General features: G+C 70.0%; 28 protein-coding genes. 18 read left to right on the forward strand and 10 right to left on the reverse strand.

From position 1 onward, the window contains the following. Window positions 1-83 precede the first annotated feature (83 nt). Together H8F25_RS08905 and H8F25_RS08910 are read left to right on the forward strand one after the other, a co-directional pair. On the forward strand, window positions 84-272 hold the full coding sequence (locus H8F25_RS08905; protein WP_197210105.1) for a DUF4160 domain-containing protein: 189 nt from the start codon (window positions 84-86) through the stop codon (window positions 270-272). Then, on the forward strand, window positions 256-585 hold the full coding sequence (locus H8F25_RS08910) for a DUF2442 domain-containing protein (RefSeq protein WP_197210106.1): 330 nt from the start codon (window positions 256-258) through the stop codon (window positions 583-585). The genes H8F25_RS08905 and H8F25_RS08910 overlap by 17 nt, the downstream gene beginning before the upstream one ends. Before the next feature lie 21 nt (window positions 586-606). Here H8F25_RS08910 and H8F25_RS08915 read toward each other — a convergent pair whose 3' ends face one another. Then, the gene (locus tag H8F25_RS08915; protein ID WP_197210107.1) at window positions 607-1,920 is read right to left on the reverse strand and encodes a methionine gamma-lyase family protein; all 1,314 of its coding nucleotides are present in this window, start codon (window positions 1,918-1,920) and stop codon (window positions 607-609) included. Between the two features lie 333 nt (window positions 1,921-2,253). On the opposite strand from H8F25_RS08915, the gene H8F25_RS08920 reads away from it, so the two are divergent. Then, entirely contained in the window at window positions 2,254-3,102 is an 849-nt protein-coding gene (locus H8F25_RS08920) for a fatty acid desaturase (protein WP_197213660.1), read from the forward strand. A gap of 86 nt (window positions 3,103-3,188) precedes the next feature. Beyond that, window positions 3,189-4,016, forward strand: a complete 828-nt coding sequence (locus H8F25_RS08925; RefSeq protein ID WP_197210108.1) for a hypothetical protein — start codon at window positions 3,189-3,191, stop codon at window positions 4,014-4,016. Between the two features lie 83 nt (window positions 4,017-4,099). Here H8F25_RS08925 and H8F25_RS08930 read toward each other — a convergent pair whose 3' ends face one another. Continuing rightward, window positions 4,100-4,909: a hypothetical protein gene (locus H8F25_RS08930; protein ID WP_197210109.1), complete on the reverse strand. Its 810-nt coding sequence runs from the start codon at window positions 4,907-4,909 to the stop codon at window positions 4,100-4,102. Window positions 4,910-5,084: 175 nt separating this feature from the next. Here H8F25_RS08930 and H8F25_RS08935 point away from each other — a divergent pair, with 175 nt between their 5' ends. The 7 genes from H8F25_RS08935 (at window position 5,085) to H8F25_RS08965 (ending at window position 12,906) form a co-directional block, all read left to right on the forward strand. Beyond that, window positions 5,085-6,065 (forward strand): fatty acid desaturase, encoded by a 981-nt coding sequence (locus H8F25_RS08935; RefSeq protein ID WP_197210110.1) that lies wholly within the window; start codon window positions 5,085-5,087, stop codon window positions 6,063-6,065. Between the two features lie 44 nt (window positions 6,066-6,109). Then, window positions 6,110-6,568, forward strand: coding sequence for a 50S ribosomal protein L9 (rplI, locus tag H8F25_RS08940; protein ID WP_197210111.1), 459 nt, complete (start codon window positions 6,110-6,112; stop codon window positions 6,566-6,568). Window positions 6,569-6,931: 363 nt separating this feature from the next. Next, window positions 6,932-8,389 carry a replicative DNA helicase gene (gene dnaB / locus H8F25_RS08945; protein ID WP_197210112.1) on the forward strand — a complete coding sequence of 486 codons (1,458 nt, stop codon included), beginning with the start codon at window positions 6,932-6,934 and terminating at the stop codon, window positions 8,387-8,389. A gap of 99 nt (window positions 8,390-8,488) precedes the next feature. Then, window positions 8,489-10,453 carry a tRNA uridine-5-carboxymethylaminomethyl(34) synthesis enzyme MnmG gene (gene mnmG, locus H8F25_RS08950; protein ID WP_197210113.1) on the forward strand — a complete coding sequence of 655 codons (1,965 nt, stop codon included), beginning with the start codon at window positions 8,489-8,491 and terminating at the stop codon, window positions 10,451-10,453. A 53-nt stretch (window positions 10,454-10,506) separates the two neighbouring features. Further along, a complete protein-coding gene (locus H8F25_RS08955; RefSeq protein WP_197210114.1) occupies window positions 10,507-11,514 on the forward strand; it encodes a hypothetical protein in 1,008 nt (335 codons plus the stop codon). Window positions 11,515-11,665: 151 nt separating this feature from the next. Next, window positions 11,666-12,211, forward strand: a complete 546-nt coding sequence (locus H8F25_RS08960; RefSeq protein WP_231597345.1) for a chorismate lyase — start codon at window positions 11,666-11,668, stop codon at window positions 12,209-12,211. Window positions 12,212-12,309: 98 nt separating this feature from the next. Beyond that, the gene (locus H8F25_RS08965) at window positions 12,310-12,906 is read left to right on the forward strand and encodes a hypothetical protein (RefSeq protein ID WP_197210115.1); all 597 of its coding nucleotides are present in this window, start codon (window positions 12,310-12,312) and stop codon (window positions 12,904-12,906) included. Here H8F25_RS08965 and H8F25_RS08970 read toward each other — a convergent pair. The 3 genes from H8F25_RS08970 to H8F25_RS08980 all read right to left on the reverse strand — a co-directional run bounded on the left by H8F25_RS08970 (window position 12,827) and on the right by H8F25_RS08980 (window position 14,992). Next, window positions 12,827-13,348: a DUF1269 domain-containing protein gene (locus H8F25_RS08970; protein WP_197210116.1), complete on the reverse strand. Its 522-nt coding sequence runs from the start codon at window positions 13,346-13,348 to the stop codon at window positions 12,827-12,829. The genes H8F25_RS08965 and H8F25_RS08970 overlap by 80 nt on opposite strands. An 82-nt stretch (window positions 13,349-13,430) precedes the next feature. After that, window positions 13,431-14,171, reverse strand: a complete 741-nt coding sequence (locus H8F25_RS08975; protein ID WP_231596717.1) for a hypothetical protein — start codon at window positions 14,169-14,171, stop codon at window positions 13,431-13,433. Between the two features lie 278 nt (window positions 14,172-14,449). Beyond that, entirely contained in the window at window positions 14,450-14,992 is a 543-nt protein-coding gene (locus H8F25_RS08980; protein WP_197210117.1) for a SprT family zinc-dependent metalloprotease, read from the reverse strand. Between the two features lie 100 nt (window positions 14,993-15,092). On the opposite strand from H8F25_RS08980, the gene H8F25_RS08985 reads away from it, so the two are divergent. The 6 genes from H8F25_RS08985 to corA all read left to right on the forward strand — a co-directional run bounded on the left by H8F25_RS08985 (window position 15,093) and on the right by corA (window position 22,356). Further along, window positions 15,093-15,515 carry a hypothetical protein gene (locus H8F25_RS08985; protein ID WP_197210118.1) on the forward strand — a complete coding sequence of 141 codons (423 nt, stop codon included), beginning with the start codon at window positions 15,093-15,095 and terminating at the stop codon, window positions 15,513-15,515. A gap of 116 nt (window positions 15,516-15,631) precedes the next feature. Continuing rightward, window positions 15,632-17,680 (forward strand): NAD-dependent DNA ligase LigA, encoded by a 2,049-nt coding sequence (gene ligA, locus H8F25_RS08990; protein WP_231597346.1) that lies wholly within the window; start codon window positions 15,632-15,634, stop codon window positions 17,678-17,680. A 282-nt stretch (window positions 17,681-17,962) separates the two neighbouring features. Then, window positions 17,963-19,096, forward strand: coding sequence for an efflux RND transporter periplasmic adaptor subunit (locus H8F25_RS08995; protein ID WP_197210120.1), 1,134 nt, complete (start codon window positions 17,963-17,965; stop codon window positions 19,094-19,096). After that, a complete protein-coding gene (gene devC, locus H8F25_RS09000; protein WP_197210121.1) occupies window positions 19,071-20,324 on the forward strand; it encodes an ABC transporter permease DevC in 1,254 nt (417 codons plus the stop codon). Before H8F25_RS08995 ends, devC begins: the two co-directional genes overlap by 26 nt. A gap of 125 nt (window positions 20,325-20,449) precedes the next feature. Then, window positions 20,450-21,163, forward strand: a complete 714-nt coding sequence (locus H8F25_RS09005) for an ATP-binding cassette domain-containing protein (RefSeq protein WP_370525710.1) — start codon at window positions 20,450-20,452, stop codon at window positions 21,161-21,163. A gap of 110 nt (window positions 21,164-21,273) precedes the next feature. Beyond that, complete coding sequence (corA, locus tag H8F25_RS09010) at window positions 21,274-22,356, forward strand: magnesium/cobalt transporter CorA (protein WP_231596718.1); 1,083 nt, start codon at window positions 21,274-21,276, stop codon at window positions 22,354-22,356. Here the strand turns inward: corA and H8F25_RS09015 are convergent. Continuing rightward, complete coding sequence (locus H8F25_RS09015) at window positions 22,341-22,646, reverse strand: MliC family protein (protein WP_197210124.1); 306 nt, start codon at window positions 22,644-22,646, stop codon at window positions 22,341-22,343. The two genes, corA and H8F25_RS09015, sit on opposite strands and share 16 nt — an antisense overlap. A 354-nt stretch (window positions 22,647-23,000) precedes the next feature. Here H8F25_RS09015 and H8F25_RS09020 point away from each other — a divergent pair, with 354 nt between their 5' ends. After that, window positions 23,001-23,165 carry a hypothetical protein gene (locus tag H8F25_RS09020; protein ID WP_197210125.1) on the forward strand — a complete coding sequence of 55 codons (165 nt, stop codon included), beginning with the start codon at window positions 23,001-23,003 and terminating at the stop codon, window positions 23,163-23,165. A 42-nt stretch (window positions 23,166-23,207) separates the two neighbouring features. Here H8F25_RS09020 and H8F25_RS09025 read toward each other — a convergent pair whose 3' ends face one another. The 4 genes from H8F25_RS09025 to H8F25_RS09040 all read right to left on the reverse strand — a co-directional run bounded on the left by H8F25_RS09025 (window position 23,208) and on the right by H8F25_RS09040 (window position 26,543). Then, complete coding sequence (locus H8F25_RS09025; protein ID WP_197210126.1) at window positions 23,208-23,822, reverse strand: TVP38/TMEM64 family protein; 615 nt, start codon at window positions 23,820-23,822, stop codon at window positions 23,208-23,210. Between the two features lie 101 nt (window positions 23,823-23,923). Further along, a complete protein-coding gene (locus H8F25_RS09030; RefSeq protein ID WP_370525882.1) occupies window positions 23,924-24,730 on the reverse strand; it encodes an ABC transporter permease in 807 nt (268 codons plus the stop codon). A gap of 11 nt (window positions 24,731-24,741) precedes the next feature. Then, entirely contained in the window at window positions 24,742-25,476 is a 735-nt protein-coding gene (locus tag H8F25_RS09035; protein ID WP_197213667.1) for an ABC-2 family transporter protein, read from the reverse strand. 92 nt (window positions 25,477-25,568) lie between these two features. Next, window positions 25,569-26,543: an ATP-binding cassette domain-containing protein gene (locus H8F25_RS09040; RefSeq protein WP_197213668.1), complete on the reverse strand. Its 975-nt coding sequence runs from the start codon at window positions 26,541-26,543 to the stop codon at window positions 25,569-25,571. Window positions 26,544-26,720: the final 177 nt, after the last annotated feature.

The following is a 26,720-nucleotide window of genomic DNA, read 5'->3' on the forward strand; positions in this document are numbered from 1 at the left end:
CACTGCTCGGGCGTGCGGGCCAAGAGATCCGCCTTTGACGCGCCGGAAAAGCCCACAATCGAAATTCAGCAAGCTCTATCTATATGTATCTGGACGATCATGGCTGTCCGCACTGCCATGCAATGTATGGAGACTACGCAGGCGCTTATTCTATTGAGGACGCTCAGAGGATGGCCGGATTGATGCCGCCGCAGCAGGAAAAGAAGATTCGCGAGTTCATCCTCGCCAACCGCGATGACTTGATGGAGAAGTGGCATGAACTCTCCGACTGATTTTTCCTGGCCGAAGGTCGTTGAGGTCGAGCCTCTGGGTGAGAAACGCCTGCGCGTGCGTTTCGCTTCTGGCGCTCAGCTGCTGCTCGATCTCGGTGATCTGATCGAGCGTCGCGAGGCTTACTGGAGACTCCGTCATTCCCGTTATTTCCACCAGGTGGCGATCGATCCGCTCGGTGGCTTGTGCTGGCCGGAAGGAGAAGACCTTGCCCCCGATGGCCTCGAGCGTTACGCGACGCACGCCTCTCCAGGCGAAGCCGCTCAGGACGGCCCGGAGCCTGGTGGTGACGGGGAAGACGCAGCGCCGATCTGAACGGATGGTCATCCGGCCTGCTCAGCTACCCTCCAGCGCCGCCAGGGCCTTCTCCAGGGCCAGGGCGACGTGGGCGTGGTGGGTGCCGCCCTGCACATAGAGCACGTAGGGCTCGCGCAGCGGCCCGTCGGCGGAGAACTCACTGGTGCTGCCGTCGATGAAGCTGCCCCCCGCCATCACCAGTTCGCTGGCGTAGCCGGGCATCGGCGCCGGCACCGGATCGAGGTACGACCCCACCGGCGAGCAGCTCTGGAAGGCGCGGCAGACGGTCTTGATCCGCTCCGGCGAGCCCAGGCGCACCGCCTGGATCACATCGCTGCGGGGGCCGCCCGGCAGAGGGTTCACCGCATAGCCCAGGTCGTGGAACACCTGCGCCACCAGCTCGGCGCCGATCAGGGCCTCGGCCACCATCTGCGGCGCCAGAAACAGCCCCTGGAACAGCAGCCGGTTCAGATCGAAGCTGGTGCCCCCCTCGCTGCCGATGCCCGGCGCCGTCAGCCGGCAGCAGGCCTGCTCCACCAGCTCCGCCCGGCCGGCGACGTAACCGCCGGTGGGGGCGATCGTGCCGCCCAGATTCTTGATCAGCGAGCCGGCGATCAGGTCGGCGCCCACCGCCGTGGGCTCCTGCTCCTCCACCAGCTCGCCGTAGCAGTTGTCGACGAACACCAGGCACTCCGGCCGGACTGCCTTGACCCGCTCCACCAGGGCTCCGATCTCGGCCACCGACAGGGAGGGGCGCCAGCTGTAGCCGCAGCTGCGCTGGATCAGCACCATCCGCGTCGGCACCGCCAGCGCTGCGTCGATCCGCTCCAGATCCACCCGGCCCGCCGCCGTGAGCCGCAGTTCGTCGTAGGTGATGCCGAACTCGGCCAGGGAGCCCTGCCCTGTGCCGCGCAGGCCGATCACCTCCTCGAGGGTGTCGTAGGGCCGGCCGGTCAGCGCCAGCAGGCGATCACCCGGACGCAGCACGCCATACAGGGCCGCGGCGATGGCGTGGGTGCCGCTGACGAACTGCAGCCGCACGGCCGCCGCTTCGGCCTCCAGCACCTGCGCGAAGACGCGATCGAGGGTCTCTCGGCCCAGGTCACCGTGGCCGTAGCCGCTCACGGAGGCGAAGTGGTGCACCCCCACCCGCTCGGCGGCGAAGGCCGCCAGCACCCGCTCCAGACGCTGGCGCACGGCCGTGGTGCGGGCGGCCGCCAGCGGGGCGATCGCCTGCAGCGCCCTGGCCACCCGCTCGGCGGCCTCCCCGCTGCAGGTGGCGACGCCTGCCGTCTGTTGGAAGGGGGAATCTGCGCTGGAGAGAGACAGGAGAGGCAGGCCGGCTGGAGCCATCGTGCCCGGCGGCGCTCCACTCCCCGGCGCTGATCGGCAAGGGCCCCCGCCGTGCCTGCGGGCCGGCGCGCAGGCGCATCCGGCCACCCTGCTGCAGCGCGCTCAGCCGCCCTGAGGTCGGTGACAGCACGTTGAGACGGCCGTGGAACCTCCCGGGGGCCTTGCTGTCCCACCGCTAGATTCCTGCGTCGCCTTCCGCCGCTGAACGCCTTGCCCGTTCGTCCGCCAGCCGACCCCGATGCGGCGGCCCGCGACATCCTCCGGATTCCCCATCCCGGCGAACCGCTCGAATCCGCCCCGTCCGTGCGGCGGGAGCGAGCCCTGCGTGAGGGAATGAGCGTGGCGCGGCAGCCCCTGCCGCCCCGCCAGCGCAAGATCAAGCTCGGCACCACGGGCTTCATGCTGGCGATCCACATCGGCGCCGTGGCCGCCCTGCTGCCCATGTACCGCAGCTGGCAGGGCCTGGCTGTTCTGGCGGTCCTCTACTGGATGACGGTGCTGGGGGTCACCCTCGGCCTGCATCGGCTGGTGGCCCACCGCGGCTTCGAGGCGCCCCGCTGGCTGGAGCGGCTGCTGGTGCTGATGGGCACCCTGGCCTGCCAGAGCGGTCCGATCGAATGGGTGGGGCTGCATCGCCATCACCATCTGTTCTCCGATCAGCCCAACGATCACCACGACGCTGCCCGCGGCCTGTGGTGGGCCCACAGCGAGTGGATGCTGCACGACATCCCGGCCCTGCGCGAGATCCACCGCTTCACCGGCGACCTGGAGCGCGATCCTTTCTATCGCTGGCTGGATCGCTGGTTCCTGCTGCTGCAGATCCCCCTGGGGCTGATGCTCTACGCCTATGGCGAAGCCGCCGGGGTGCATGGCGGCGGCCTGGGCCTGGTGCTGTGGGGCATTCCCCTGCGCCTGGTGCTCGTCTACCACGTCACCTGGCTGGTGAATTCGGCCACCCACGCCTTCGGCTACCGCAACTTCGACTGCCCCGATCGCTCCCGCAACTGCTGGTGGGTGGCGCTGCTCACCTTCGGCGAGGGCTGGCACAACAACCACCACGCCCATCCCGCCAGCGCCCGCCACGGGCTGCGCTGGTACGAGTTCGACATCACCTGGCAGCACATCCGCCTGCTGCGCGCCCTGGGCCTGGCCCGGCGCCTGCGGGTGGCGCGGCTGCCGTGAGCGGTGCGGGCTCCCTGCCATCGTGCAAGCTGTCCCACGCCTGCAGCCCCTTCGCTCAGCGGGCAGCTCTTCTGTGATCAACGGCCATGGAACGCTGGGAATACCAGGTGGTCCACCTCAACGTCGAAGGAGGCCAGACGCCTCCAGCCGGTGGCCCGGCCCGCCAGGGGCCTCCAGCCCCGCAGCAGCGACCCGAAGCCGTGTTCTCGAAGGAATATCTCGAGAAGGAATTCCCCGGTTTCTACAGCTCCCAGCCAGGCGGCGGCTCGGCCCAGGCCAAGGATCATCCCGCCAATCAGCTGCGGACCTTTCTCAACAATCAGGGCCAGCAGGGTTGGCAGCTGCTGGGCTTCTTCCCGGTGGGCCAGCTGACGATGATCATCTTCCGTCGGCCGCAGCGCACCTCCCCCTCCGTTGGCACTGCCACCTCCGTCGGCGCCTCCCCCGAACGGCGCGACGGTGCTCCCCTGCCGCCGGCTCCCGAAGTCGCCACCGCGCCAGCTTCTCCCGAGGCGGCAGCCCCCGCGCCCCCGCCGAGCGCGCCACCACAACCATCGACTGAGCTGCTTGCGCGCATCCTCGAGCGACTTGAGGCGCTCGAGCGCCGCCTGCCGGCTGCCTCCTCGTCCACGGCGGAGCCGGATCCCTGGGCCGATCTGGAGGACGGCGCGATCCTGCCGCCCCAGCGCTGGGGCGAGCTCGAGGACCAGCCGCGCCTGTCGACGCCGGCGGCGGCCCGTGCCCTGGGCTTCCGCAGCGCGGCCAGCCTGCTCAACCTGGCCGCCCGCAACGGCTACCGCCAGGGCCTGGTCAAGCGGGGTCTCGCATCCACGCTGGCGGTCTACATGGGCAGCGAGACGAGCGGCCGTGGCGACCGCCATGTCTGGGTGGTGCTGCCGATCCCGGACAGCTGAGCAGCGACCACGTCCTTCCCGGGATCCGTGCCTGACGCCGTTGCTGATCCCGCCGACTGCCGACCGCCGACTGGCGGCTCCGGTCAGGGGAGGGCGTTCCCCACGCCGGCCTCGCCGGCCGCCACCTCCTGGAGCTGGCTGCGGATGGCGCTGGCCAGATCTCCGGCGCCGTTGCCGGCCAGGCGGCTGGCCTGCCGCCGCAGCAGGGCCAGGAACGGATCGGGGGCCAGCTCGGCCGTGCCGGGGCCGCCCAGGGTGGCGAGGGTGCGGCGCAGGTCGGGCAGTTCGCCGTCGAGCTCGCCTGCGCTGTACTCCCGCTGGCCGGCCATCACCTCCGCGAACCGTTCACGGCGCGCGCGGCGGGCCACCGGATAGGCGGCCATCACCGTGTCGCGGCACTGGCGCCAGGGGCGTCCGGCGGTGAACAGGGCCGCCAGGGCCGCCGAGAGGGCCGGCGCCTCGCTCTCGCTGATGTGCAGGTCGAAGGCCGGGGGGGCGGGGCGCAGGCCCACGAACAGCTCCAGCAGATCGCCGCTTCCGAGCACCGTGTCATCGGCGTCGCGCACCGGCAGGGCGGAGGACTGCAGCGCCTCGATCAGCTCCGGATGGCCCGCCAGCAGGGTGGTGGCCCGTTCGGGGCTGAGCCGCCCGTCCGGGGCCTCCCGGGCCAGCCACAGGTTGATGCTCCCCAGGGCCAGGAAGACCTCCGGTCCGGGCGAGGCGAGCTTGCCGTTGCGCAGCATCGACAGCTGGGAGTTGTGCACGCGGCCGCAGTCGAGGGCCTCGGCCAGCGCCGGCAGGATCCGCTGCGACCAGCCATTGCGGGCATGCCACACCCGGATCAGATGGGCGAAGGCGACGCGGCCGCTCTCGACGGAGTTTCGGTAACCCATGCCCTCCCGCGGACGGTGTGAATGGCGCTGTGAGCGATGCAGTGAGCGACCCGCTCGCGATCCGGACCGGAGGTGCGTTCGGAGGGGGATCCGATCCGAAACCCGTGCGACCGGGTTGCCTTGATCAGAATTCGTATTGCTACGATCGTAGCGTTCGATCCGGAGCCGGTCCGTCATGGCCGCCACACCTTCCTCCCGCCCAGCGCGCCCCGGCGGGCTGCATGCACAGCACACCCGTCGCTGCGCCACCATCAACACCGGCGCCGACTCCCTGCGTCGGGCCCAGTCCTTGCATCGGCCCCGTCACGGGGAGATGGCCGTGGCGCCGCAGAAGGGTCGCAACTGGGGCGTCATCGCCTTCATGGCGGCCATTCACGTGCTGGCGGTGGTGGCCCTGCTGCCGCAGTTCTGGAGTCTTCCCGCCGTCGCCACCCTGCTGATCCTCTACTGGGTCACCGCCTGCCTCGGCGTCACCATCGGCTACCACCGCCTGCTCAGCCACCGCGCCTTCCGGCTGCCCCAGTGGCTGGAGCGCTTCTTCGCCACCTGCGGCGCCCTCAGCTGCCAGCACGGTCCGATCGACTGGGTGGGGCTGCACCGCCACCACCACAAGTTCTCCGATACGGATGCCGATCACCACGACAGCAACAAGGGCTTCTGGTGGAGCCACATGGGCTGGATGCTCGAGGCGGTGCCCGCCCTGGCCTCGGTGCCCCGTCTCACCGGTGATCTGGCCGCCGATCCCTACTACCGCTGGCTGAACAAGTGGTTCCTGGTGCTGCAGCTGCCCCTCGCCGCCCTGCTGTTCTGGATCGGCACCGTCACCGGCGCCGGCGGCTGGGCCCTCGTCCTCTGGGGCATCCCGCTGCGTCTGGTGCTCGTCTATCACGTCACCTGGCTGGTGAACTCGGCCACCCACTGCTGGGGTGAAGCCGTGCACGACAGCGGTGACAAGTCGCGCAACAACCTCTGGGTCGCCCTGTTCACCTTCGGCGAGGGCTGGCACAACAACCACCACGCCTACCCCCACTCCGCCCGCCACGGCTTCGGCCCCGGTCAGATCGACCTCACCTGGCAGCACATCCGTCTGCTGCGCGCCCTCGGCCTCGCCACCCAGGTCCGCCTGCCGCGGGCCGCGGCTCGGCCCATGTCGTAGGTTGGCCGATCGGATTTCATACCCGGCGAACGGTTCGGACAGTCATGGCCAAGCGTGTACAGGTGGTGCTCAATGAGGACGTGCTGAGCCTCGGCAAGGACGGCGATCTCGTCGAGGTCGCCCCCGGCTACGCCCGCAACTTCCTCGTCCCCACCGGCAAGGCTGTGCCGGTCACTGCGGCGGTCCTCCGCCAGGTGGAGCACCGCCGCGCCAAGGAGGCCGAGCGTCAGGCCGCCCTCAAGGCCGAAGCCGAAGCCTTCCGCACGGCTCTGGCCACCATCGGCCGCTTCACCGTCAAGAAGCAGACCGGCGGCGATGACGTCCTCTTCGGCACCGTCACCAACGGCGACGTCGCCGAGGCGATCGAAGCGGCCACCAAGAAGGAGGTCGACCGCCGCGACATCCTCGTCCCCGAAATCCACCGCACCGGCGCCTACAAGGTGCAGATCAAGCTCCACCCCGAAGTCACCGCCGAGATCAACCTCGAAGTCGTCAGCTACTGACCCCCCCCTACGGGGGGTTCGCATTGGGGGGCTGCAGCCGGAGGGTTCCGGAGGCAGCCCTTTTTTGTGGGGTTTCGGAGGCCCCTGTCGGGCGCTGCGGCCATGGGGTGATGGCCCGCCGGGGCCTCCCGCTCACGGCTTCGGGCTGGAGGCGCGAGCGGCGGCCAGGCGGGCGGCATGGTCCAGCAGTGGTGCCTGTGTCAATGCCGCACACCAGATGTGGTGGTCTCCCCCTGGCGATCCGCCCCACCCGCGGCGATGATGGATCTCCCCTCCCGCACGCGGCCACCCCCTGGCGCCACCGCCTCCCGCCACGGCCGCCACAGTGGAGCCCTGTCCCTTTGCCCCCGTTGAGGTTCTGCCATGGTGAGCGTCCCCCTGGCCGGCGGCTCCTCCACCTCCGAGCTGGAACCGGGTGGCGCTCCCGGCGGGCCTGCCGGCGGCAGTGCATCGGCGGGAGGGCGTCGGGGTCGCCGCTCCCAGGACGCCGCCGAGTTCGAGGCGCTCAGCGATGCGGTGCCGCCTCAGAACATGGAGGCCGAGGAGGCGGTGCTGGGCGGCATCCTGCTCGATCCCGAGGCCATCGGCCGCGTCGCCGACGTGCTCCAGCCCGAGGCCTTCTATCTCGGCGCCCACCGCGAGATCTATCGCACCGCCCTGATGCTGCACAGCCAGGGCAAGCCCACCGATCTCACCGCCATGTGCGCCTGGCTGGCGGACACGGGCCATCTCGAGAAGGTGGGCGGCTCGGCGCGGCTGGTGGAGCTGGTGGAGCGCACCCTCACCACCGCCTCGATCGACCAGGTGGCGCGCCTGGTGATGGACAAGTACCTGCGCCGCCAGCTGATCCGTTCCGGCAACGAGGTGATCCGGCTCGGCTTCGATCAGAGCAAGCCGATGGAGCAGGTGCTCGATGAGGCCGAGCAGACGATCTTCGCGATCAGCCAGGAGAAGCCCTCCACCGGCCTCACCCCCACCGCCGAGATCCTCACCAGCACCTTCGAGGAGATCGAGAGCCGCTCGCTGGGCACGGCCGTCGCCGGCATCCCGGTCAACTTCTACGACCTCGACGCCATGACCCAGGGGCTGCAGCGCAGCGATCTGATCATCGTCGCCGGCCGCCCGGCCATGGGCAAGACGGCCATCACCCTCAACCTGGCCAAGAACGTCGCCCAGCTGCACGGGCTGCCGGTGTGCCTGTTCTCACTGGAGATGAGCAAGGAGCAGCTCACCTATCGGCTGCTGGCGATGGAGACGGGCATCGAGAGCGGCCGCCTGCGCACCGGCAGGCTGCAGCAGGAGGAGTGGCCGCTGTTGGGGCAGGGCATCAACAGCCTCGGCCAGCTGCCGATCTTCATCGACGACAAGCCCAACTCCGGTGTGCTCGAGATGCGCTCGCTCTGCCGCCGCCTGATGGCCGAAAGCGGCAAGGAGCTGGGTCTGGTGGTGATCGACTACCTGCAGCTGATGGAGGGCAGCGGCAGCGACAACCGTGTGCAGGAGCTCTCGCGCATCACCCGCGGCCTCAAGCAGATGGCACGCGAGCTCAACGTGCCGGTGGTGGCCCTCTCCCAGCTCAGCCGTGGCGTCGAGGCGCGCACCAACAAGCGGCCGATGCTCTCCGATCTGCGGGAATCCGGCTCGATCGAGCAGGACGCCGACCTGGTGCTGATGATCTACCGCGACGAGTACTACAACCCTGAGACGCCCGATCGCGGCATCACCGAGGTGATCGTCACCAAGCACCGCAACGGCCCGGTGGGCACCTGCAAGCTGCTGTTCGAGCCCCAGTTCACCCGCTTCCGCAACCTGGCCGCCTGACCAACAGCCTTGCGGCGTGAGCAACTGTCTTGCGGCGTGAAGCCCGCTCCCACTTCCGCAGGCGGCGAGTGCGTGGCGGTCGGCTCCTAGCGTGACTCCATGGTTGACACTGCACCTCCCAGCGAATCCTTCGACGTGATCGTCGTCGGCGGCGGCCATGCCGGCTGTGAGGCGGCGCTGACCGCCGCGCGACTGGGCCTCAGCACGGCGCTGTTCGCTCTCAACCTCGACCGCATCGCCTGGCAGCCCTGCAACCCGGCCGTCGGCGGTCCGGCCAAGAGCCAGCTGGTGCATGAGGTGGACGCCCTCGGTGGTGTGATCGGCCGCCTCGCCGATGCCACCGCTCTGCAGAAGCGCATCCTCAATGCCAGTCGCGGCCCGGCGGTGTGGGCCCTGCGCGCCCAGACGGACAAGCGCCAGTACGCCCGCCAGATGCTGCAGCTGCTGCAGCACACCCCCAACCTGGCCCTGCGCGAGGCGATGGTCACCGGCCTGGTGATCGAGGGCGACGCCGATGGCGGCGGTGACAGCTGGCAGCCCGCCCACGGCCCTGCCGCGCGAGTCTGCGGGGTGCGCACCTACTTCGGGGGTGTCTACGGCGCCCGTGCCGTGATTCTCACCACCGGCACCTTTCTGGGTGGACGGATCTGGGTGGGCGATCGCTCCCTGCCGGCCGGCCGCGCCGGTGAACCGGCCGCCGAAGGCCTCACCGAGGCCCTGCGTCAGCTCGGGTTCCGGCTGGATCGCCTCAAGACCGGCACCCCCGCCCGTGTCGACCGCCGCAGCATCGCGCTCGATCAGCTTGAGGAGCAGCCCAGCGACGCCCACCACCGCTATTTCTCCTTCGATCCGGCCGCCTGGGCAAGTGGCGAGCCGATGAGCTGCCACATCACCCGCACCACCGCCTCCACCCATCAGCTGATCCGGGACAACCTGCATCTCACGCCGATCTACGGCGGCCATCTCGACAGCAAGGGCCCGCGCTACTGCCCCTCGATCGAGGACAAGATCGTGCGCTTCGCGGATAAGGACTCGCACCAGATCTTCCTCGAGCCCGAAGGGCGTGACACCCCCGAGATCTATGTGCAGGGCTTCTCCACCGGCCTACCTGAAAACCTGCAGCTCGCCTTGCTGCGTACGCTGCCGGGCCTGGAGGCCTGCGTGATGCTGCGCCCGGCCTATGCGGTCGACTACGACTATCTGCCGGCCACCCAGCTGCGTCCTTCGCTCGAGACGCGTCGCGTCGCCGGCCTGTTCAGCGCCGGTCAGCTCAACGGCACCACCGGCTATGAGGAGGCCGCCGCCCAGGGCCTGGTGGCCGGCCTCAACGCCGCCCGCCTGCTGCGGGGGCAGGAGCCGGTGCACTTCCCCCGGGAGGGGAGCTACATCGGCACCCTGATCGATGATCTGATCAGCCGTGATCTGCGCGAGCCCTACCGGGTGCTCACCAGCCGCAGCGAATACCGCCTGGTGCTGCGCGGGGATAACGCCGATCGGCGCCTCACCCCTCTGGGCCATGAGCTGGGGCTGATCGACGAGCGCCGCTGGCAGATCTATCAGGACAAGCAGGAGCGGATCGAGGCGGAGAAACGCCGTCTCGAGACCGTGCGCCTCAAGGTGAGCGATGCCGCCGCCCCTGCCGTGGTGGCCGAAACGGGCGCCGCCATCAAGGGGTCGATCACGCTGGCGGACCTGCTGCGCCGTCCCGGCTTCCACCACGGCGATCTGGTGCGCCATGGCCTTGCCGATGCCGCGCTCCCTGCCGATGTGTGTGAAGGCGCTGAGATCGATATCCGCTACAGCGGCTACCTGGCCCGCCAGCAGCAGCAGATCGAGCAGGTGCGCCGCCAGCAGGGCCTGGCCATTCCCGCCGGCCTGGATTACGCCGCCATCGCCACCCTTTCGGCGGAGGCACGCGAGAAGCTGGCGGCGATCCAGCCGCTCACACTCGGGCAGGCGTCCCGCATTCCCGGCGTCAGCCCCGCCGACGTGCAGGCCCTGCTGCTGTGGCTTGAGCTGCGCCGCCGTCGTGAGGCCGTGCCCGCTGCGGTCCCCGGGCTCTGAACACCGCCTGCTGCCAGTACAGTTCGCCATCCCCTGAGCCCTCAGGACCGCAGGTGAGTGCCTCCGCCCCCGGCCCCCCGCATCGCTCCGGCGAAGGTCGTCCCCTGCGCGGCATCCCGCGTTCACGTGCCTTCTGGGAGCTGAAGGCCGAGCAGATGATGAACCGGATCTTCGATCCGGAAGACCCGATCGACCTGGCCGTCGAGCATCTGCCGCAGGACGAGACCACCCTCCCCACCTCGCTTCAGGATGATGAGGCGGCAGCGCGTGGCTTCCAGGCCGGTCAGGCCGCCGCCGGGTCAGAGTTGCCCCGGAGTGCGCCGCCGCCGCCGCCACCAGGCCTGCCCTCCCGCCAGCGCGATCCTCTGCGCTCCGGCCGCGGTCGGCGTGCCACGACCCGTTCCACCGCCTCCACCGCCTCAGCCCGTGTCGCCGGCCGGCCCGATGAGCGGCTCCTGCTGATCGGAGCCCTCTGCGGTGTCTGCCTGGTGAGCCTGGGTGGTTCGCTGCTCTATTTCCGTTTCTGGAATCGCCTGCAGCTGAATCTGGCTCAGGAGCGCAACCTGTTGCTGCTGGAGCGGCTGCGGAATCTGGGGCCTGCCAATCCCCCTCCCGTCTCCGGTCCGGAGCCGGCCGCTCCGACCCTGCCGGGGCCCGCCGCCCAGACCGCCGCCGGCGCCGAGGGCCTGCCGCCGCCTCCCCCGCAGGAAGCCTGGATCGAGCAGCTCTCCTCGCTGCCTTCGCCCGCTCCGACTCCGCCCCGGGTCCTCACCGTGCCCGTCAGCCCGAGCCTCGCAGCCACGTCTGCACCCCCCGCGCGGGTGGCGGCGGCTTCGACGCGTCCGGCGGCCCCCCTGCCCCAGCTGGTCGGTGTGGTGGCCGGAGCCGGCCGTGCACCCTCCGCCATCTTCCTGGTCGGGGGCAGCTCGATGAGCGTGGGCAGCGGTGAGCTGATCGGCTCCACGGGCTGGCGTCTGCGCAGTGCCGAGGGGGAGACCGCTCTGCTGGAACGCGACGGTGAACTGCGCCAGGTCTCGATCGCCAGCGGCAACGGCTTCTGATCCCGTCTTCCTAGGCTCGATCCCCACCAGGACAGCCTCCTTGCCGACGCCCCTCCCACCTGCCGTCCCGACGGCCCCTGTGCAGGGAGATGGGGCCGGAGCATCCCTGCTGCCCTCCCCCTGGCCCCTCTGGCAGGCGCCCTTCGCCGAGGTGCAGGACGCCACCGCCGGCCGGCAGCTCAGCGGTGCCTGGAAGCTGCTGCTGCTCGGCGATGGCAGCCCCACCCGTCACCTGCAGCTGCTCACCGGCATGCCCGTGGAGGTGGAGCTGATCGCCATGGGGCCCGACCGCTGTGCCGTCGAGGAACCGCCGGCACCGGCCGAGGTGGGGGAGCTGCAGGCGCCGCTGCTGCGCCGTCAGGTGTGGCTCAACTGCGGCAACCTCAGCCTCGGCTGGGCTGAGAGCTGGTGGAACCTCGAGGAGGCTGAGCGCCATCTGTGCGACCGTCGCCAGCCCATCTGGCGCAGCCTCACCACCGGTCGGGCCGAGCTGTTCCGCGAGGTGGACGGCCTCGGCCAGGTGCGCGCTCCCTGGCTGTCGGAGCGCTTCGGCTGTCCGGGCCCCTTCTGGAGCCGTCACTACCGCTTCTTCCGCAATGGGCGGGAGCTGACCGTGATCCGCGAGGTGTTCTCCCCCGCGCTGGAAACGTGGCTGGGACCGGCGATCGGTCGGGAGCCCCCGACATCGATGTCATGACATTTCATGAAGTCGGTAACAGCGTGTCGCGGTTTGCTCTTGACGGATTGACGGGCTCTATGAGCTAGCCAGCATGCGGGCACAGATCTCCACGGTCCATGTCCCGTCCAGCAGCCAGGGCTCAGGCTCCAGGTCCCACCCGCCGGCCCCGTCCCGCCTCGCCGCCGCCCCGTAACCTCTCGGCCCTGCCCGCCACCCCGTTGCCCGCTCCAGCGAACGACTGGCTGAGCCTCACCGAGCTGGGCCGCCTTTACGGCATCTCCGCTGTCCAGACCGGCAGGCTCCTCGTGCTCGCCGGCCTGCGCAGCCGGGAGGGCGAGCCGACCGCCCGCGCCCTGGGCGAGGGAATCGCTCTCTGCCCACACCCCGGTGACCACCACCAGGCCCTGTGGAGCCGGGTCGGCTGTGCCGCTCCCCTGGAGCGCCAGGGCCTGGAACTGCAGCAGCAGCGCAGCCTGGTGGGCCTGTGGGCCGATCTGCTCAGCGCTCTGCAGCAGGGGTCTCCTTCGATCTGCGTCTCCGCGGAGGAGATGGCCGACGACATGCCTCAGGAACTGGTGCGCCCCGTCAACCGCGAACTGCGGCAGCGGGGCTGCAGCTTTCAGGTGCGGCGTCTCAGGACAGGCGCAGCGCTTCGGCCTGCTTGCTCGCCTGCTCCAGCAGCTGACGCAGGCGCTCCTCGTCCGTGTGACTGAGGTTGGTGCGCAGCAGCTTCGCGTGAGGAGCATGGGAGCGCAGGCGTTCGATCACCCGATCGGGCGTCGCGTCGCGCAGCAGCACGAACAGGGCTGCGGTGCCCTCCGGCAGAGTCTCGCCCACCTCGCGCATGAAGCCGTCGTTGATGCCCAGGTCCGAGAGGGAGCCTGAAGCTGCGCCGATCCCGGCACCCACCGCCGCACCCAGCAGCGGGTTGAGGAAGAGCAGGCCCACCAGCGATCCCCAGAAGCCGCCACCCAGGGCGCCGGCCGTGGTGAGGTTGAGGGCCTGCCGCAGGTGCACCTGGCCGCCGCGGTCGCGCTCGACGACCACCGCATCCTCCAGGGAGATCAGCTGTTCGCGCTGGATGTCCACCAGGTCGCGGCGCACCTGCTCCGCTTCGTCCGCCGTGGGGAAGCCCACCACCACAAGGCTGCTCATCGTGATCCGCAGATGGATGCGGTCAGGTTAGGGGTGCGGCTCGGATCGGATGCCGCCCGCCCCCTGCGGCCGGTCCCGGCCATCAGCGTCGGCGGCTTGAGCGTGGCAGGGGGCGGGCGGCGCCGGAGGGGGGCTCGCCGTCCGCGTCCCGCTCCCGGCCGCTGCGCTGCGTCAGCTCCTCCTGCAGGGGATCGGGACGGCGCAGTGGCGCGCTCGGGCGCTGCCAGCGGGGCACACTGAACACCTCGTCATCGGGCCAGTCCTGGGCTGCGCCACTGCCGCTGTCGCTTCGGTCCGGATCTGCTGCAGCCGCTGGCCTGATGCGGTCTTGCTCCGCACCGACATCCCGTTCGGTGGCGGTCTCCACAGGCCGGGCGGCCGCCATGGATCCTCGCCTGGAGATCGCCTGCAGCGGCTGGCGGCGGGGGCGATCACTGCGCCCGCTGCTGCGACCACCGGTGCGCTCCCGCTCCTGGGGCAGGACGTCTCTGGCGGGTGCGGGTGGCTCGCTGCGCCGCCGCTCGCTCTCCTGCCAGGGCTCCGGCCAGTCGTCGCTGTCATCCAGCAGCCAGTCGAGACGGTTCTCCACCCAGCGACCCAGCCCGTCGAAGCCGCCGCGGCTTCCCGGTCGTCCCTCCGATCTGCGGTTGCCCTGGCGTGCGCCCGGCCGACTTCCGGAGACGCCCTCCACCAGCTGGCGGCCGGTGCTCATCCAGCGATCGAGGCGCTGCTCCAGGGGTTCCCCATCGCGCATGGAGCGGCGTTCGGTGGGAGGAAGCGGCGAGCGCGGATCCCGGCGCCGGCCGCCATCAAACGAATCCATCGGCCAACCCTACCGAGCCTGCTCGCCTGCCAGCCTTCTGCAACCGATGGGCCTCATCGCCGGCGCCGGGCCAGCCAGCGCTCGCGGCCCATCCCCACCAGCGCAATGGTGAGTCCGCCCCATTCCAGGGTCCAGAGAAAGGTGGCCATGGCCGCCGTCGGATCGCCGGACCCTACGCCTGCCCCCCGCCCATCGGCCCATCCCGGCCAGGACGGGGCCCCGCGGCCACTGGCTGATCGCTGGGCCGGGTCAGCCAGACGCGGGGAGATGGGCGGCGGTCAGCCGGCCGCACGTTCGAACAGCAGCAGGCAGTCCGCATGCCAGCGGCCGTTGTGCAGTCGTTCGCAGCAGGCCCTGCAGGCGAGACCCTCGCGCCGGCGCCGGTAGGGGGAGCGCAGGCCGCAGCAGGGGCAACGGGCGATCCAGGCGGCGGGCCTCTGCGGCACCGGGAAGCGGTGACGCACGCTCACCTCGAACTCCTGCTGGCTGGCGTTGATGCGGGCCATGCGGGCGCGGAACCGGGGACCATGCACCTCCCGGACCCCTAGCACCCGGTCGATCCAGGCGTGGATCATCTCGTGGCAGAGGGTGCTCAGCGTCGCCTGGCGGGGCAGCGGTTCCAGCAGTGGCCTGGACAGGACGATCTCGCACAGGTCGCTGCCGTCCGGCCGGCGGCCGCTGCGGTAGAGCCCGGCCGTGCGCGTCAGGCGGCCGTCGCTCCAGCGCACCGTCACCAGCGGACCTTCCTCGCGCAGCAGGGAGTTCTCGAAGTGCTCGCGGTTGAGCCGGTGGAACAGGGGCAGCAGCGGTTCCAGGGGCACGGGTCGAGGCGTGTGGTCCACCGACGTCGCCGCATCATGGCGTCCCCGTTGCGTGACGTCGTCGGTCAGACTCTCGGCTCCGACGATTTCAGGCGCAGACATGGACGCGGGACTGGTGCAGACCATCGGCACGAAGGCCCTGCTGGCCGGGGCCGGAGCGCTGCTCCTCTACTGGACGATCTCGGCGGTGAAGCTGGTGCTCAGCGCCCGCGGCATCAACCCGCTGCTCAAGCAGTTCTTCAACCAGGTGGCCTCCGGCCAGGTGGACGGCGCCTATCTGCTCACCACCAAGAACTACCGCTCCCACGTCAACCGCCAGCAGTTCATCCGCTTCCTCGCCGGTCTGCAGCTCAACAAATACCGCAATCTCAAGTCCGGCCGGCCGCGCCTGCAGGAGGACCAGATCATCCTCACCGTCAAGCTCAAGTCCGACGGCAAGGAGGAGCTCCCCCTCGATTTCACCTTCGTCAAGGTGGAGGACGCCTGGCGGGTGGATCGGATCCAGAAGCTCGCCGCCGCCTGACGCGTCCCGTTTCCGTGCCCCGCTCCGCGCCCCCGCAGCCGGCCGATGACGCTCCTGCCGCTGCAGCGGTCGCGGCAGCGGCACCCTCCGAGGCCCAGCGCCAGCGGGCCGCCGAGCTGAGATCCCTGCTCAACCGCGCCGCCCACGCCTATTACGTGCTCGACGCGCCGCTGATGGAGGACGCGGTCTACGACCGCCTCTACCGCGAGCTGCTGGAGCTGGAGCAGGCCCATCCGGCGCTGCTCAGTGACGACAGCCCCACCCAGCGGGTGGGTGGCGCGCCGGCCGAGGGCTTCGTCAGCGTGCGGCATCGCATCCCCCTGCTCAGCCTCGACAACGCCTTCAGCGTCGAGGAGCTGGAGGCCTGGTATTCCCGACTGCTCAAGGTGCTCGACCGGACGCCTGCCGCCGGTGAGCCTCTGCCGGCCCTGCCGATGGTGGGCGAGCTGAAGATCGACGGCAACGCCCTGGCCCTCAGCTACGAGCACGGTGTGCTGGTGCGGGCCGCCACCCGCGGCGACGGCGAGCAGGGGGAGGAGATCACCGCCAACGTGCGCACGATCCAGAGCGTGCCGCTGCGGCTGCAGCTGGCCTCGCCGCCCCCCTGGCTGGAGGTGCGCGGTGAGGCGCTGATCCCCGATCCGGTGTTCGCTGCGATCAACCGCGAGCGGGCGGAGCGGGGTGAGGCCCTGTTCGCCAACCCGCGCAACGCCTGCGCCGGCACCCTGCGGCAGCTGGATCCGAAGGTGGTGGCCGCCCGGCGGCTGGACTTCTTCGCCTACACCCTGCATCTGCCGGAGGACTGGCAGGCCGGCACGGAGACGGGGGATCCCCTCCGGCCGGGCAGCCAGTGGCAGTCGCTGCAATGGCTGCAATCCGCCGGCTTCCGGGTCAACCCCAATGCCGCCCTGCTCAGCGATCTGGCGGCGGTGGAGGCCTTCTGCGCCACATGGGAGGAGCGGCGCCACGAGCTCGACTACGCCACCGATGGTGTGGTGCTGAAGCTTGATGACCTGCGCCTCCAGGACGAGGCCGGCTTCACCCAGAAGGCGCCGCGCTGGGCGATCGCGCTCAAGTACGCCGCCGAGGAGGCTCCCAGCAGGCTGCTGCGCCTCGAGGCCCAGGTGGGCCGCACCGGAGCGGTGACGCCGGTGGCGATCTTTGAGCCGGTGCCGCTGGCCGGCACCACGGTGAGCCGCGCCACCCTGCACAACGCCGACCGGCTGGTGGAGCTCGATCTCCACAGCGGCGACACGATCGTGGTGCGCAAGGCCGGCGAGATCATCCCCGAGGTGGTGCGGGTGCTCCCCGAACTGCGGCCTGTTGGCGCGCAGCCCCTGCAGCTGCCCCACACCTGCCCGGAGTGCGGCTCCGCTCTCGTGCGCGAGGACGGTGAGGCAGCCACCCGCTGCGTCAACAACGGCTGCCCGGCGATCCTGCGCGGCTCCCTGCGTCACTGGGTGAGCAAGGGTGCCCTCGATGTCGACGGGCTCGGCACGAAGCTGATCGAGCAGCTGGTGGACCGGGGCCTGGTGCGCTCCATCCCCGATCTCTACGGCCTCGATGCCGCCCTGCTGGCCAGCCTCGAGCGGATGGGGGAGAAGTCGGCGGCGAACCTGATGGTGGCCCTGCAGGCCTCCAAACAGCAGCCCTGGCACCGGCAGCTCTACGGCCTGGGCATCCATCACGTCGGCGAGGTGACCGCCAGGGCGCTGGCGCAGGCCTTCCCCGGCGTCGACGCCCTGCGCGAGGCCGCCCTGAGCGATCCGGCGCCGATCACGGCGATTCACGGCATCGGCGCTGAGATCGCCCAGAGCCTGCAGCAGTGGTTCGCCACGCCGGCCAATGAGGATCTGATCCAGACGCTCCGGCAGCGGGGCTTTGCCCTCGCCCCCGCCCCCGAGGAGCAGGCCGCCGCGGCGGTTGAGCCCGCCGAGAAGCCCCTGGCTGGCCTTACCTTCGTGCTCACCGGCACCCTGCCGACCCTGAGCCGCAGCCAGGCCCAGGCGCGCATCGAGGCGGCCGGCGGCAAGGTCACCGGTTCGGTGAGCAAGAAGACGAGCTATGTGGTGGCCGGTGCGGAGGCCGGCAGCAAGCTGGCCAAGGCCGAGAGCCTCGGGGTGCCGGTGCTCGATGAGGCGGAGCTCCTGGCCCTGCTGGCCTGAGCCCCCGGGGCCTCCCGGTGCCCTGCGGGTTGAGCCCGGCCACTCCGCTGAGCGTGCAGCCGCTGGCTGGATGGTGGCTCCAGGGCTGCGGCGGTGGACGTGCTGGCCCCATCGCTGGCGCCACCGTGCCTGAGCCCCGTGGCCTGAGCCCTTCGCCAGTCTCTGCCGGTCGCTCCTCTGGTGTGGTCAGGGCTTCAGCTGTGGTCGGGTGGGCGACCGATCGCGGCTGGTCGGCGCTGCAGCGGGGGCCTATAACCCAGGTTCGCCCTGGCCGCCTGCGGGATGAGCTCGCCCCCCTCGATGCCGGAGCCCTCGGCCCCGGCAGCCCCTCCGCCGGGGCCTCTGCAGACGCGACGCCCCTCCCGGCTGGCGGCGCTGATCGCCCTGTTGGTGGTGGTTGCCGGCGGTGGCGGTGCCTGGTGGCTGCACACCCAGCGGCAGGAGCGCCAGCGTCAGGCCACGCCGCCGGCGCTGCTGCCCCGCCGCATCGCCGCCCTGGGGCGGATCGAGCCCCTCGACGGGGTGGTGAAGCTGTCAGTGCCGAGCAGCCTGGCCAATGATCCGGTCAGCCGCATCCTGGTGAAGGATGGCGAGCAGGTGACGAAGGGGCAGCCGCTGGCGATCCTCGAGAGCGCCGCCTCGCTCGAGCAGGCCGTGCGCCAGTCCGAGGCGGCGATCGCCACCGCTGAGCGCCGCATCACCAGCCAGGACAGCGTGATCGAGAAGAGCCGCGCCCAGCTGGCCCAGGCGGAAGTGGAGCTGCGCCGCTATAGCTCCCTCTATGCCAGCGGTGCCAGCAGCGCCGAGGAGCGCGACCGGCGCCAGACCCTCGCCAGCACCACCCGCGCCAACCTCGATCAGGCCCTCTCCGACCGGGCCACCCTGGCGGCGGAGCTGGAGGAGAAGAAGGCGGATCTGGCCCGCAACCGCAGTGAACGGGCGAAGGCCACGATCCTGGCGCCGTTCAGCGGCACGGTGTTCAAGGTCTATGCCCATCCCGGCGACAAGGTGGGCGATGACGGCATCCTCGACATCGGTGACAGCAGCCGCATGGGGGTGATCGCCGAGGTGTATCAGACCGACCGCCCCGGCATCGCCCTGGGGCAGAAGGCGGTGATCACGGCCGAGGGCTTCCCGGACAAGCAGATGAGCGGCACTGTGGTGGAGATCGCCCGCCAGGTGAGCCGCCAGACGGTGTTCACCGGTGAGGCGGGTGAAAACCTCGACCGACGGGTGGTGGAGGTGAAGATCGGCCTGGGCCCTCAGGCCACCGCCATCGCCAGCACCATCAACTATCTGCAGGTGAATGTGCTGTTCGAGCCCCTCACCGAAGCCCAGAAGCAGCAGCAGCGCCAGCGCCAGGAAGCGTTGATCCGCCAGCAGACCGGCGGTGCTGCCCCGCCTCCGCCCCGCTGAGGTCACCGATGGACCACCGGCCACGCCACCGAGACGCCCATGGGGAGCAGCCGATGAGGGCCTGTCGATGAATGCCCTGCGTCGCACCCCCCTGGCCTGGCGCCAGGTGATCCACCGACCGATGCGCCTGGTGGCGGCCCTGGCAGGCGTGAGCTTCGCCAATGTGCTGGTGTTCTTCCAGATGGGCCTCTCAGGCGGTCTGTACGACAGCCAGAAGCGACCGCTGCAACGCATCAACGGCGAGCTGGTGATGGTGAGCCGCCGCTATCTCTATCTCGGCGAGCAGCTCAATTTTCCCCGCGCCCGCCTCAGCCAGGCCCTCGGTATTCAGGGGGTGAAGGCGGTCACGCCGCTGTATCTCGGGCTGGCGGAATGGATCAACCGCGACACGCGCCAGCAGAAGCAGGCGATGATCTTCGGGCTCACCCCCGAGAACCCGGCGCTGCGCATTCCGGAGCTGGAGGCCAACCCCCTGCTGCTGCAGCGCTCCGATGCGGTGTTGTTCGACAGCCGCTCCAAGAAGGTGGCAGGGCCGGTGGCGACGATGGTCGGCAGCGGTGAGATCTATCAGACCGAACTGCGTGGCACCCGGGCGGTGGTGACCGGCCTGTTCACGATGGGTGTCACCTTCGCCGCCGACATCAACCTGCTGACGTCGGCCACCAACTTCAAGAACTACTTCCCGGATCAGAGCGCCGACGACATCCAGATGGGGGTGATTCAGCTCGAACCCGGCGTCGATCCACGGCGGGTGCAGGCGACGCTGCAGAGTTTTCTGGGCTCCTCAGTGAAGGTGCTGACGATCCCTGAGCTGGAGAAGGCGGAGGTGAATTACTGGCAGCGCAACACCTCGTTCGGCATCATCTTCGGCCTGGGTGTGCTGGTGGGGCTGGTAGTGGGCGGCATCATCGTCTATCAGATTCTCTATTCCGATGTCACCGATCATCTGGCCGAATACGCCACGCTCAAGGCGATGGGCTACGACGATGGCTTCGTGGTGGCGATCATCCTGCAGGAATCGCTGATCCTCGCGGTGCTTGCCTTCGGCCCCAGCCTGCTGCTGTCGCTGGGCCTCTATGGCTTTCTCGCCCGCTCCACCTCGCTGATGGTGGTGATGACGGCCCAGCGGGCGGTGCTGGTGTTCGTGTTCACCCTGGTGATGTGCTCCCTCTCCGGCTGGCTGGCCACCGCCAAGCTGCGCCGCCTCGATCCGGCGGAGATCTTCTGATGGCGCCTGAGCCGCTGCCGCCACTGGAAACCGCCGGCTCCGGGCCCGCCCCAGAGCCGGCGGGAACCGGCCCACAGGCTCCACCACCTGACGCTGCCCGTTTTTCGCATGAAAACGCGGGCGGAGTGACGGCTGCCAGCCTGGAAGCAGCCGAGCCCCTGGTCACGGTCAGCGGCCTCGACCACTGGTTCTTCGAGGGGGGGATGCCGAAGCAGGTGCTGCGCGAGGTGAATCTCTGCCTGCATCCCGGCGAGATCCTGATCCTCACCGGCCCGTCGGGCTCCGGCAAGACCACCCTGCTCACCATGCTCGGGGGCCTGCGCGCCGCCCAGTGCGGCAGCCTGCGCATCCTCGGATCGGAGCTGCTGCATGCCGATCCGCCCACGCTCACGCGCCTGCGCCGCCAGGTGGGTTTCATCTTCCAGGCCCACAACCTGATGCCTTATCTCAATGCGCTGGAAAATGTGCGGATCGGGCTGGAGGTGCGCAGCGACTGGCTGGAGCGGGGCCGCCCGGCCATGGATGCCTGCGCCGCCGCGATGCTGGGCCGGGTGGGACTGGCCGACCGGATCAGCTACTACCCCGAGAAGCTCTCCGGCGGCCAGAAGCAGCGGGTGGCGATCGCCCGGGCGCTGGCCCCGGTGCCGCGCCTGCTGCTGGCCGATGAACCCACCGCGGCCCTCGATCGCGAATCCGGGCGGGATGTGGTGGAGCTGTTCCGCGCCCTGGCCAATGAGAGCGGCGCCGGCATCGTGATGGTGACGCACGACAACAAGATTCTCGACATCGCCGACCGGATCATCAACCTCGATGGTGGGCGCCTGGTGGAGCAGAGCTGAGCATCGTCAGGGTGTGGGCCCGATGCAGATGCGCTGCAGCGGGCGCTGGATCTTCGGCTGGGCATGGTGCCACGGGCTTCTTACCCTGCTCCCACATGGGTGGCGCATTGATGACGACCCCTCGCCGCAGGCCGTCGTTGCAGCCGATGCCGCAGGAGAAGCTGTTCACCGCACCGGGCACACCCGTGTTTGTCGGTCAACGGCGCAGCGAACAGGCGCGGCTGGATCTGTTTCTCTATGACGCCGAGACCGTGGCGGAGATCAGCCCGGCCACGCTGGAGGACTGTCGTGGTGCCCGCAGTCGCCCCGGGTTGTTGTGGATCAATGTCAGCGCCGTGCATGACATGGCGCTGCTCCAGGCGCTGGGGGAGGAGTTCGCCCTGCATCCGCTGACGCTGGAGGACATCGCCAACACCTCGCACCGGCCGAAATGGGAGGAGTTTCCCGACTATGGATTCCTGGCGATGAAGATGGTGCACCGTCAGGGCCATGGTCGCGGCGTGACGGTGGAGCACGTGAGTGTGATTCTGGGTGATGGTTTCGTGCTCTCCTTCCTGGAGGACAGCGGTGATGTCTTCGAGGCGGTGCGTCAGCGCATCCGGCGCGGTGCGGGCCGTATCCGGGCGTTGGGAGCGGATTATCTGGCCTTCAGCCTGATGGATGCGGTGGTCGATCATTACTTCCTCGCCATCGAGTCGATCGGTGAATGGGTGCAGCACTTTGAGGACCGGCTCCTCTCCAATGCCATGCAGCCGGAGATCGGTGGGCTGTATCGCTTCAAGCGGGAACTGCTGGAGGTGCGCCGTGCTGTCTGGCCGCTGCGCGAGGTGATCTCGGCGATCAACCGCAGTGAGTCGCCGCTGCTGAAGAAGGAGAACAGGGTGTTCTGGCGCGATCTCTATGACCACGCCGTGCAGGTGATGGACATGGTGGAGAATGCCCGTGAGTCGCTGGCGAGCATGCACGACACCTATCTCTCCAGCCTCAGCAACCGCATGAATGAGGTGATGAAGATTCTGACGATCATCTCGACGATCTTCATTCCTCTCACCTTCATCGCTGGCATCTATGGCATGAACTTCAAGCACATGCCGGAGCTGGAGTGGAGGGATGGATATTTTCTCATTCTCGCCCTGATGGGCGTCATCGCCGTGTCGCTGGTCGTGTATTTCCGCCGTCAGCGCTGGCTCTGAGCCGGCTTTGTGCTGCACTGCATCGTGGCGGCGGCATGGGCTCCCAGCGTCCAGCTGGCCTGCTCGCCCTTGATCCAGAACTCCTGGCTGCCTGCGGCGTAGCGGCTGCCGCTGGCGGACAGTCGCCGGGGCAGACGCGTGGCCGTCTCGCCCACCAGCAGGATCACCTCGCTGGGGTCGCGGTTGAAGAACAGGGCGGTGAGCTCGACGGCGTCGAATCGACCGCGGCACAGGTAGCTGGCGCGGATTGCCTGCTCCGCCTCAGGGGCGGGGGCGGCACGAAGGGGCATCGCTGCTCCCAGCAGGCTCATTGCCAGAACCATCAGGGCTGGCCCCGCCTGCCAACGAGACGTTGCTGCGGCTCGACGGGATCGCGAGCCGCCCGCTGTTGCCCCAATCCTGCAGCGGCAGCCTGGGCGGGATGGCGCGGGCATCGGAGGGCCCTCCTGGGTGATCGGCGGACTCCAGCCTGCTGCCGGCCCAGGCCCCTGCCATCCTGCGGGCGCCTGTTCTGTCATGGCTCGGGGTTGGGCGGGCCACCCCGCGGCAGGCTGTTGCGGTGCTTCGGCCTGCGGCCCGGGAGCGCGCCGGCCGCTGCCGCTGGTGGGGGCGCCAGGATTGATGCCTACCTGTTCCAGGCATTGATGGACCTGCAGCCACCTTCCATCCCCGCCGGCATCCGCAGCGCCTGCGGCCGGGCCAAGTACCTCGAGCTGGCCTCCCGTCCCGGCCTCCTGGCCCGTCTGCGGCTGGCCTGGTTCGTGGCGATCGCCACCCTGCGGGATCGAAGTCTGCCGGTGCCGGAGTGAGCGATGCCAGGGCTGATCTCGACCACCTTCTGAGCCAGCCCCTCAGGGGCTTCCGGGAGGGGTGAGCGCCCGCTGCGCCGCCCTTCCCACCAGCCACACGCTGGCCACCGTGGCCAGCAGGCCGACGATGCGCAGGGTCCACGTTCCTGCATCGGCCTCGCCGCTGAGCACCTCCCCGAAGCGAGCCACATCACCCGCGAGGGCCCCGAGGCCGCAGAACAGGATCGTGCCCGGCAGGATGCCGATCAGGCCGATGTTGTAGTCCCGCAGGCTGACGTCGCTGAGGCCATAGGCCAGGTTGAGCAGCGAGAACGGGAACGCCGGCGACAGGCGGGTGAGCAGCACCAGCTTCAGGCCCTCGCGGCTGACGCCCTGCTCGATCGCCAGCAGCTTCGGGGTGCGCTGCAGCTGCCGCCGGGCCCAGTCGCGCAGCCAGTGGCGCCCGAGCAGGAAGGCCGCCTCTGCCCCCAGGCAGGCGCCCAGGAACACGATCAGGCTGCCCCACCAGGTGCCGTAGAGGGCGCCCGCCAGCATCGAGGCCCAGACCCCCGGCAGCAGCAGCGTCACCCACAGGGCATAGAGAGGCACGAACAGCACCGCGCCGGCGGGGCTCTGCAGCATCGGCAGAAGCGTCTGGGCGAGGGGGGCGAGATTCATGGTGGTGGGCGCAGGGGACGATGCTGGCCCGTCATGGGGGTGCGTCGTTGCTCTGTTGAAGAGCTGACCCGGCTCTGAGCTGCCTCAACCCGACGCCAGGCTCAGCTCGAGGCCGACGTGTAATGCCGCAGCGCGAAGCGCCAGAAGGCCCTGCACAGCGTCAGGCTGACGGCCGCCACCAGCAGCGCCAGGGCGATCCAGCCGGGGGTGGCGCGCCCCAGGATCGCCTCGGCCGGCACGGTGGTGAGGAAGGCGATCGGCAGCACCAGGGTGAACACGAGCCTGAGGGTGGGTGGATAGGCGCTGAGCGGGAAGCGGCCGGCGGTGAGGGCGGCACGCAGCACCTCAGTGGCGTTCCAGGTCTTCACGAACCAGATGCTGGTGGTGGCCAGCAGGAACCAGAGGGCGTACAGGATCGCGACTCCGGTGAGCAGCATCAGCCCGGCCAGCAGCCAGGCCAGGGGATCGGCGGGGGCGCCGGCGCGCGGCGCGGCCCAGGCGATCAGACCCAGCCCCAGGGCCATCTCGCCCAGCCCCGCCGGCGCCAGGGTGCGCAGCGACAGCCAGAACTGGCTGTCGACCGGCTTGAGCAGCACGAAATCGAGCGTGCCCTCGCGCACAAGGGTGACGATCGCCCCCAGGTTGGGCCGCAGCCAGGTGCTGGCGACACCATCGAGCAGGGTGTAGAGCCCCTGCACCACCAGGGCCGCCTCCCAGCTCCAGCCCCCCAGCCTTGCCGCCGCGGCGCCCGCCTCCGGTTTCGGGAAGAACAACGACAGCAGCAGCAGGCTGCCGGCCAGGTTGGCGACCATCGCCAGCAGCTCGATCCAGACATTGGCCTGATACTCCAGCTGCCCGGCCAGGGCGGTGCCCCAGAAGCGTCGCAGCGTCAGCAGGTAGTGCCGGATGGGCCTGTCCATCAGGCCCCCATCGCCGTGTAGCGGCGCACGCCGGCCCGCCAGAGCAGCAGCGCCAGGGGAAGCAGCAGGGCGATCCACAGGAGTTGCCCCGCGAAACCGGCGGCCAACGGCACGGGCAGCCCTGCCAGAAGCCGCGCCGGAAAATCGATCAGATAAGGAAACGGCGTGCGCCAGGCCCAGGAACGCAGCGGCTCCGGGAAGGCCGCCAGGGGCGCCAGCAGCCCCGACAGAAACAGGTAGGGGACGAACAGCAGCCGCTCCAGCGCGCTCGCCTTCTCGCTCCAGAAGCACAGAGCCGCGATCAGGCTCTGCAGCAGGAAGGCGATCGTGAACGCCAGCAGCGTCGCCAGCCAGGCCAGCAGGAAGGCGCCCGGGGAGGGCAGCCAGAACGAGCCGGGATTCACCAGGAAGAACAGGGCGGCGATGGCGGCGGCGAAGGGCAGCCGCGTCAGCTGTTCGGACAGGTGAGCCGCCACGTAGCGCCAGAGCGGATGCAGGGGCTGCAGCAGGTAGGGCGACAGGCGCCCCAGCAGGGCGTCCTCCTCGAAGGCGAACACCACCCATACCACCGAGAACTGGCGCACCAGGTAGGCGCTGAGGAAGTAGTGGCCGAGCTGGGCGCCGTTCAGCCCCAGCGCCGCTCCCGCCGGCGCCTGGCTCCAGAGGGCCAGCATGATGAACGGCAGCAGCCCCGACAGGGCCCACAGGGCGATCTCGGCCCGGTACTCGAGCATCAGGGCGTACTGGCTGCCCAGCAGCGCCCGTGCCACCGCTGGCCTCAGGCCGCCGCGGCGCCGGCGTTCCTGCAGCGCCCCAGCGTCCCGCCTCACAGGCCCCCCTGGCGGAACAGGCCGCCGATCAGCTCTTCGATCGGCGGATCGTTCACCTCCAGATCGCGCACGTCGAAGCGGGCCAGTAGCTGGCCCACCACCTCGGTGAGCTGCGCTCGCGGCACCAGCAGGCGCACGGCGCGGCCGTCGCAGGCCTCCAGTTCGCCGTAGCCGGCGAAGGCCTCGGCCGCCAGCGGCTCGGCCAGCTCCAGACGCACCTGCCGGCAGGGTGCCAGCCGCGCGGAGAGGGCATCGAGCGGCCCGTCGTGGAACAGCGCCCCCTGATGGATCAGCAGCACCCGCGGGCAGAGCGCCGTGATGTCGGCCATGTAGTGGCTGGTGAGCAGCACCGTGGCGCCGGTGCGGCGGTTGTAGTCGGCCAGAAACGTGCGCACCCGTGCCTGGGCGTTCACATCCAGCCCCAGGGTGGGTTCATCGAGGAAGAGCACCGCCGGCTCATGCAGCAGGGCGGCGAGCAGCTCCGCCTTCATCCGCTGCCCCAGCGACAGCTTGCGCACCGGCCGGGTGAGCTCCTCGCCCAGTTCGAGCATCTCCGCCAGCTCGCCGATGCGGCGCCGCGCCACGCCGTCGCTGAGGCCGTAGACGGCGGCGTTCACCCGCAGCGAGTCGAGCGGCGGCAGATCCCAGATCAGCTGCTGCTTCTGGCCCATCACCAGGGTGATCTGGCGCAGGAATGCCTCCTGCCGCCGCTGCGGAACAAGGCCTGCCACCCGCACCCGGCCGGCGGTGGGATGGATCAGGCCGCAGAGCATCTTGAGGGTGGTGGTCTTGCCGGCGCCGTTGGCCCCCAGGAAGCCCACCATCTCACCGGGGCGGATCGTGAAGCTGACATCGCGCACCGCCTGCACGTCGCGCGTGCGGCGGCGCAGGAAGTGCCGCACAGTGCCGGCCAGGCCGGGCTGCTTGTCGGCCACCCGATAGGTCTTGCCCAGCCCCTGCACGTCGATGATCGCCGGTGAGGCACCACTGTCCGGGGCGCCACTCTCTGCAGCGGTGCGGTCTGCGGCGCTGCGGTCCGCAGCGCCATCGGCAGCGAGATGCAGCGGTGGGGCCTGCGGCATGGGAGGGCAGCGGGGCGGAGCCATCGTTTCAGCCTGGCGGCCGGCGAAGGTTGCTGTGTCTCCACG

It is taken from the genome of Synechococcus sp. CBW1004 (assembly GCF_015840715.1).
Lineage (GTDB): Bacteria > Cyanobacteriota > Cyanobacteriia > PCC-6307 > Cyanobiaceae > Cyanobium.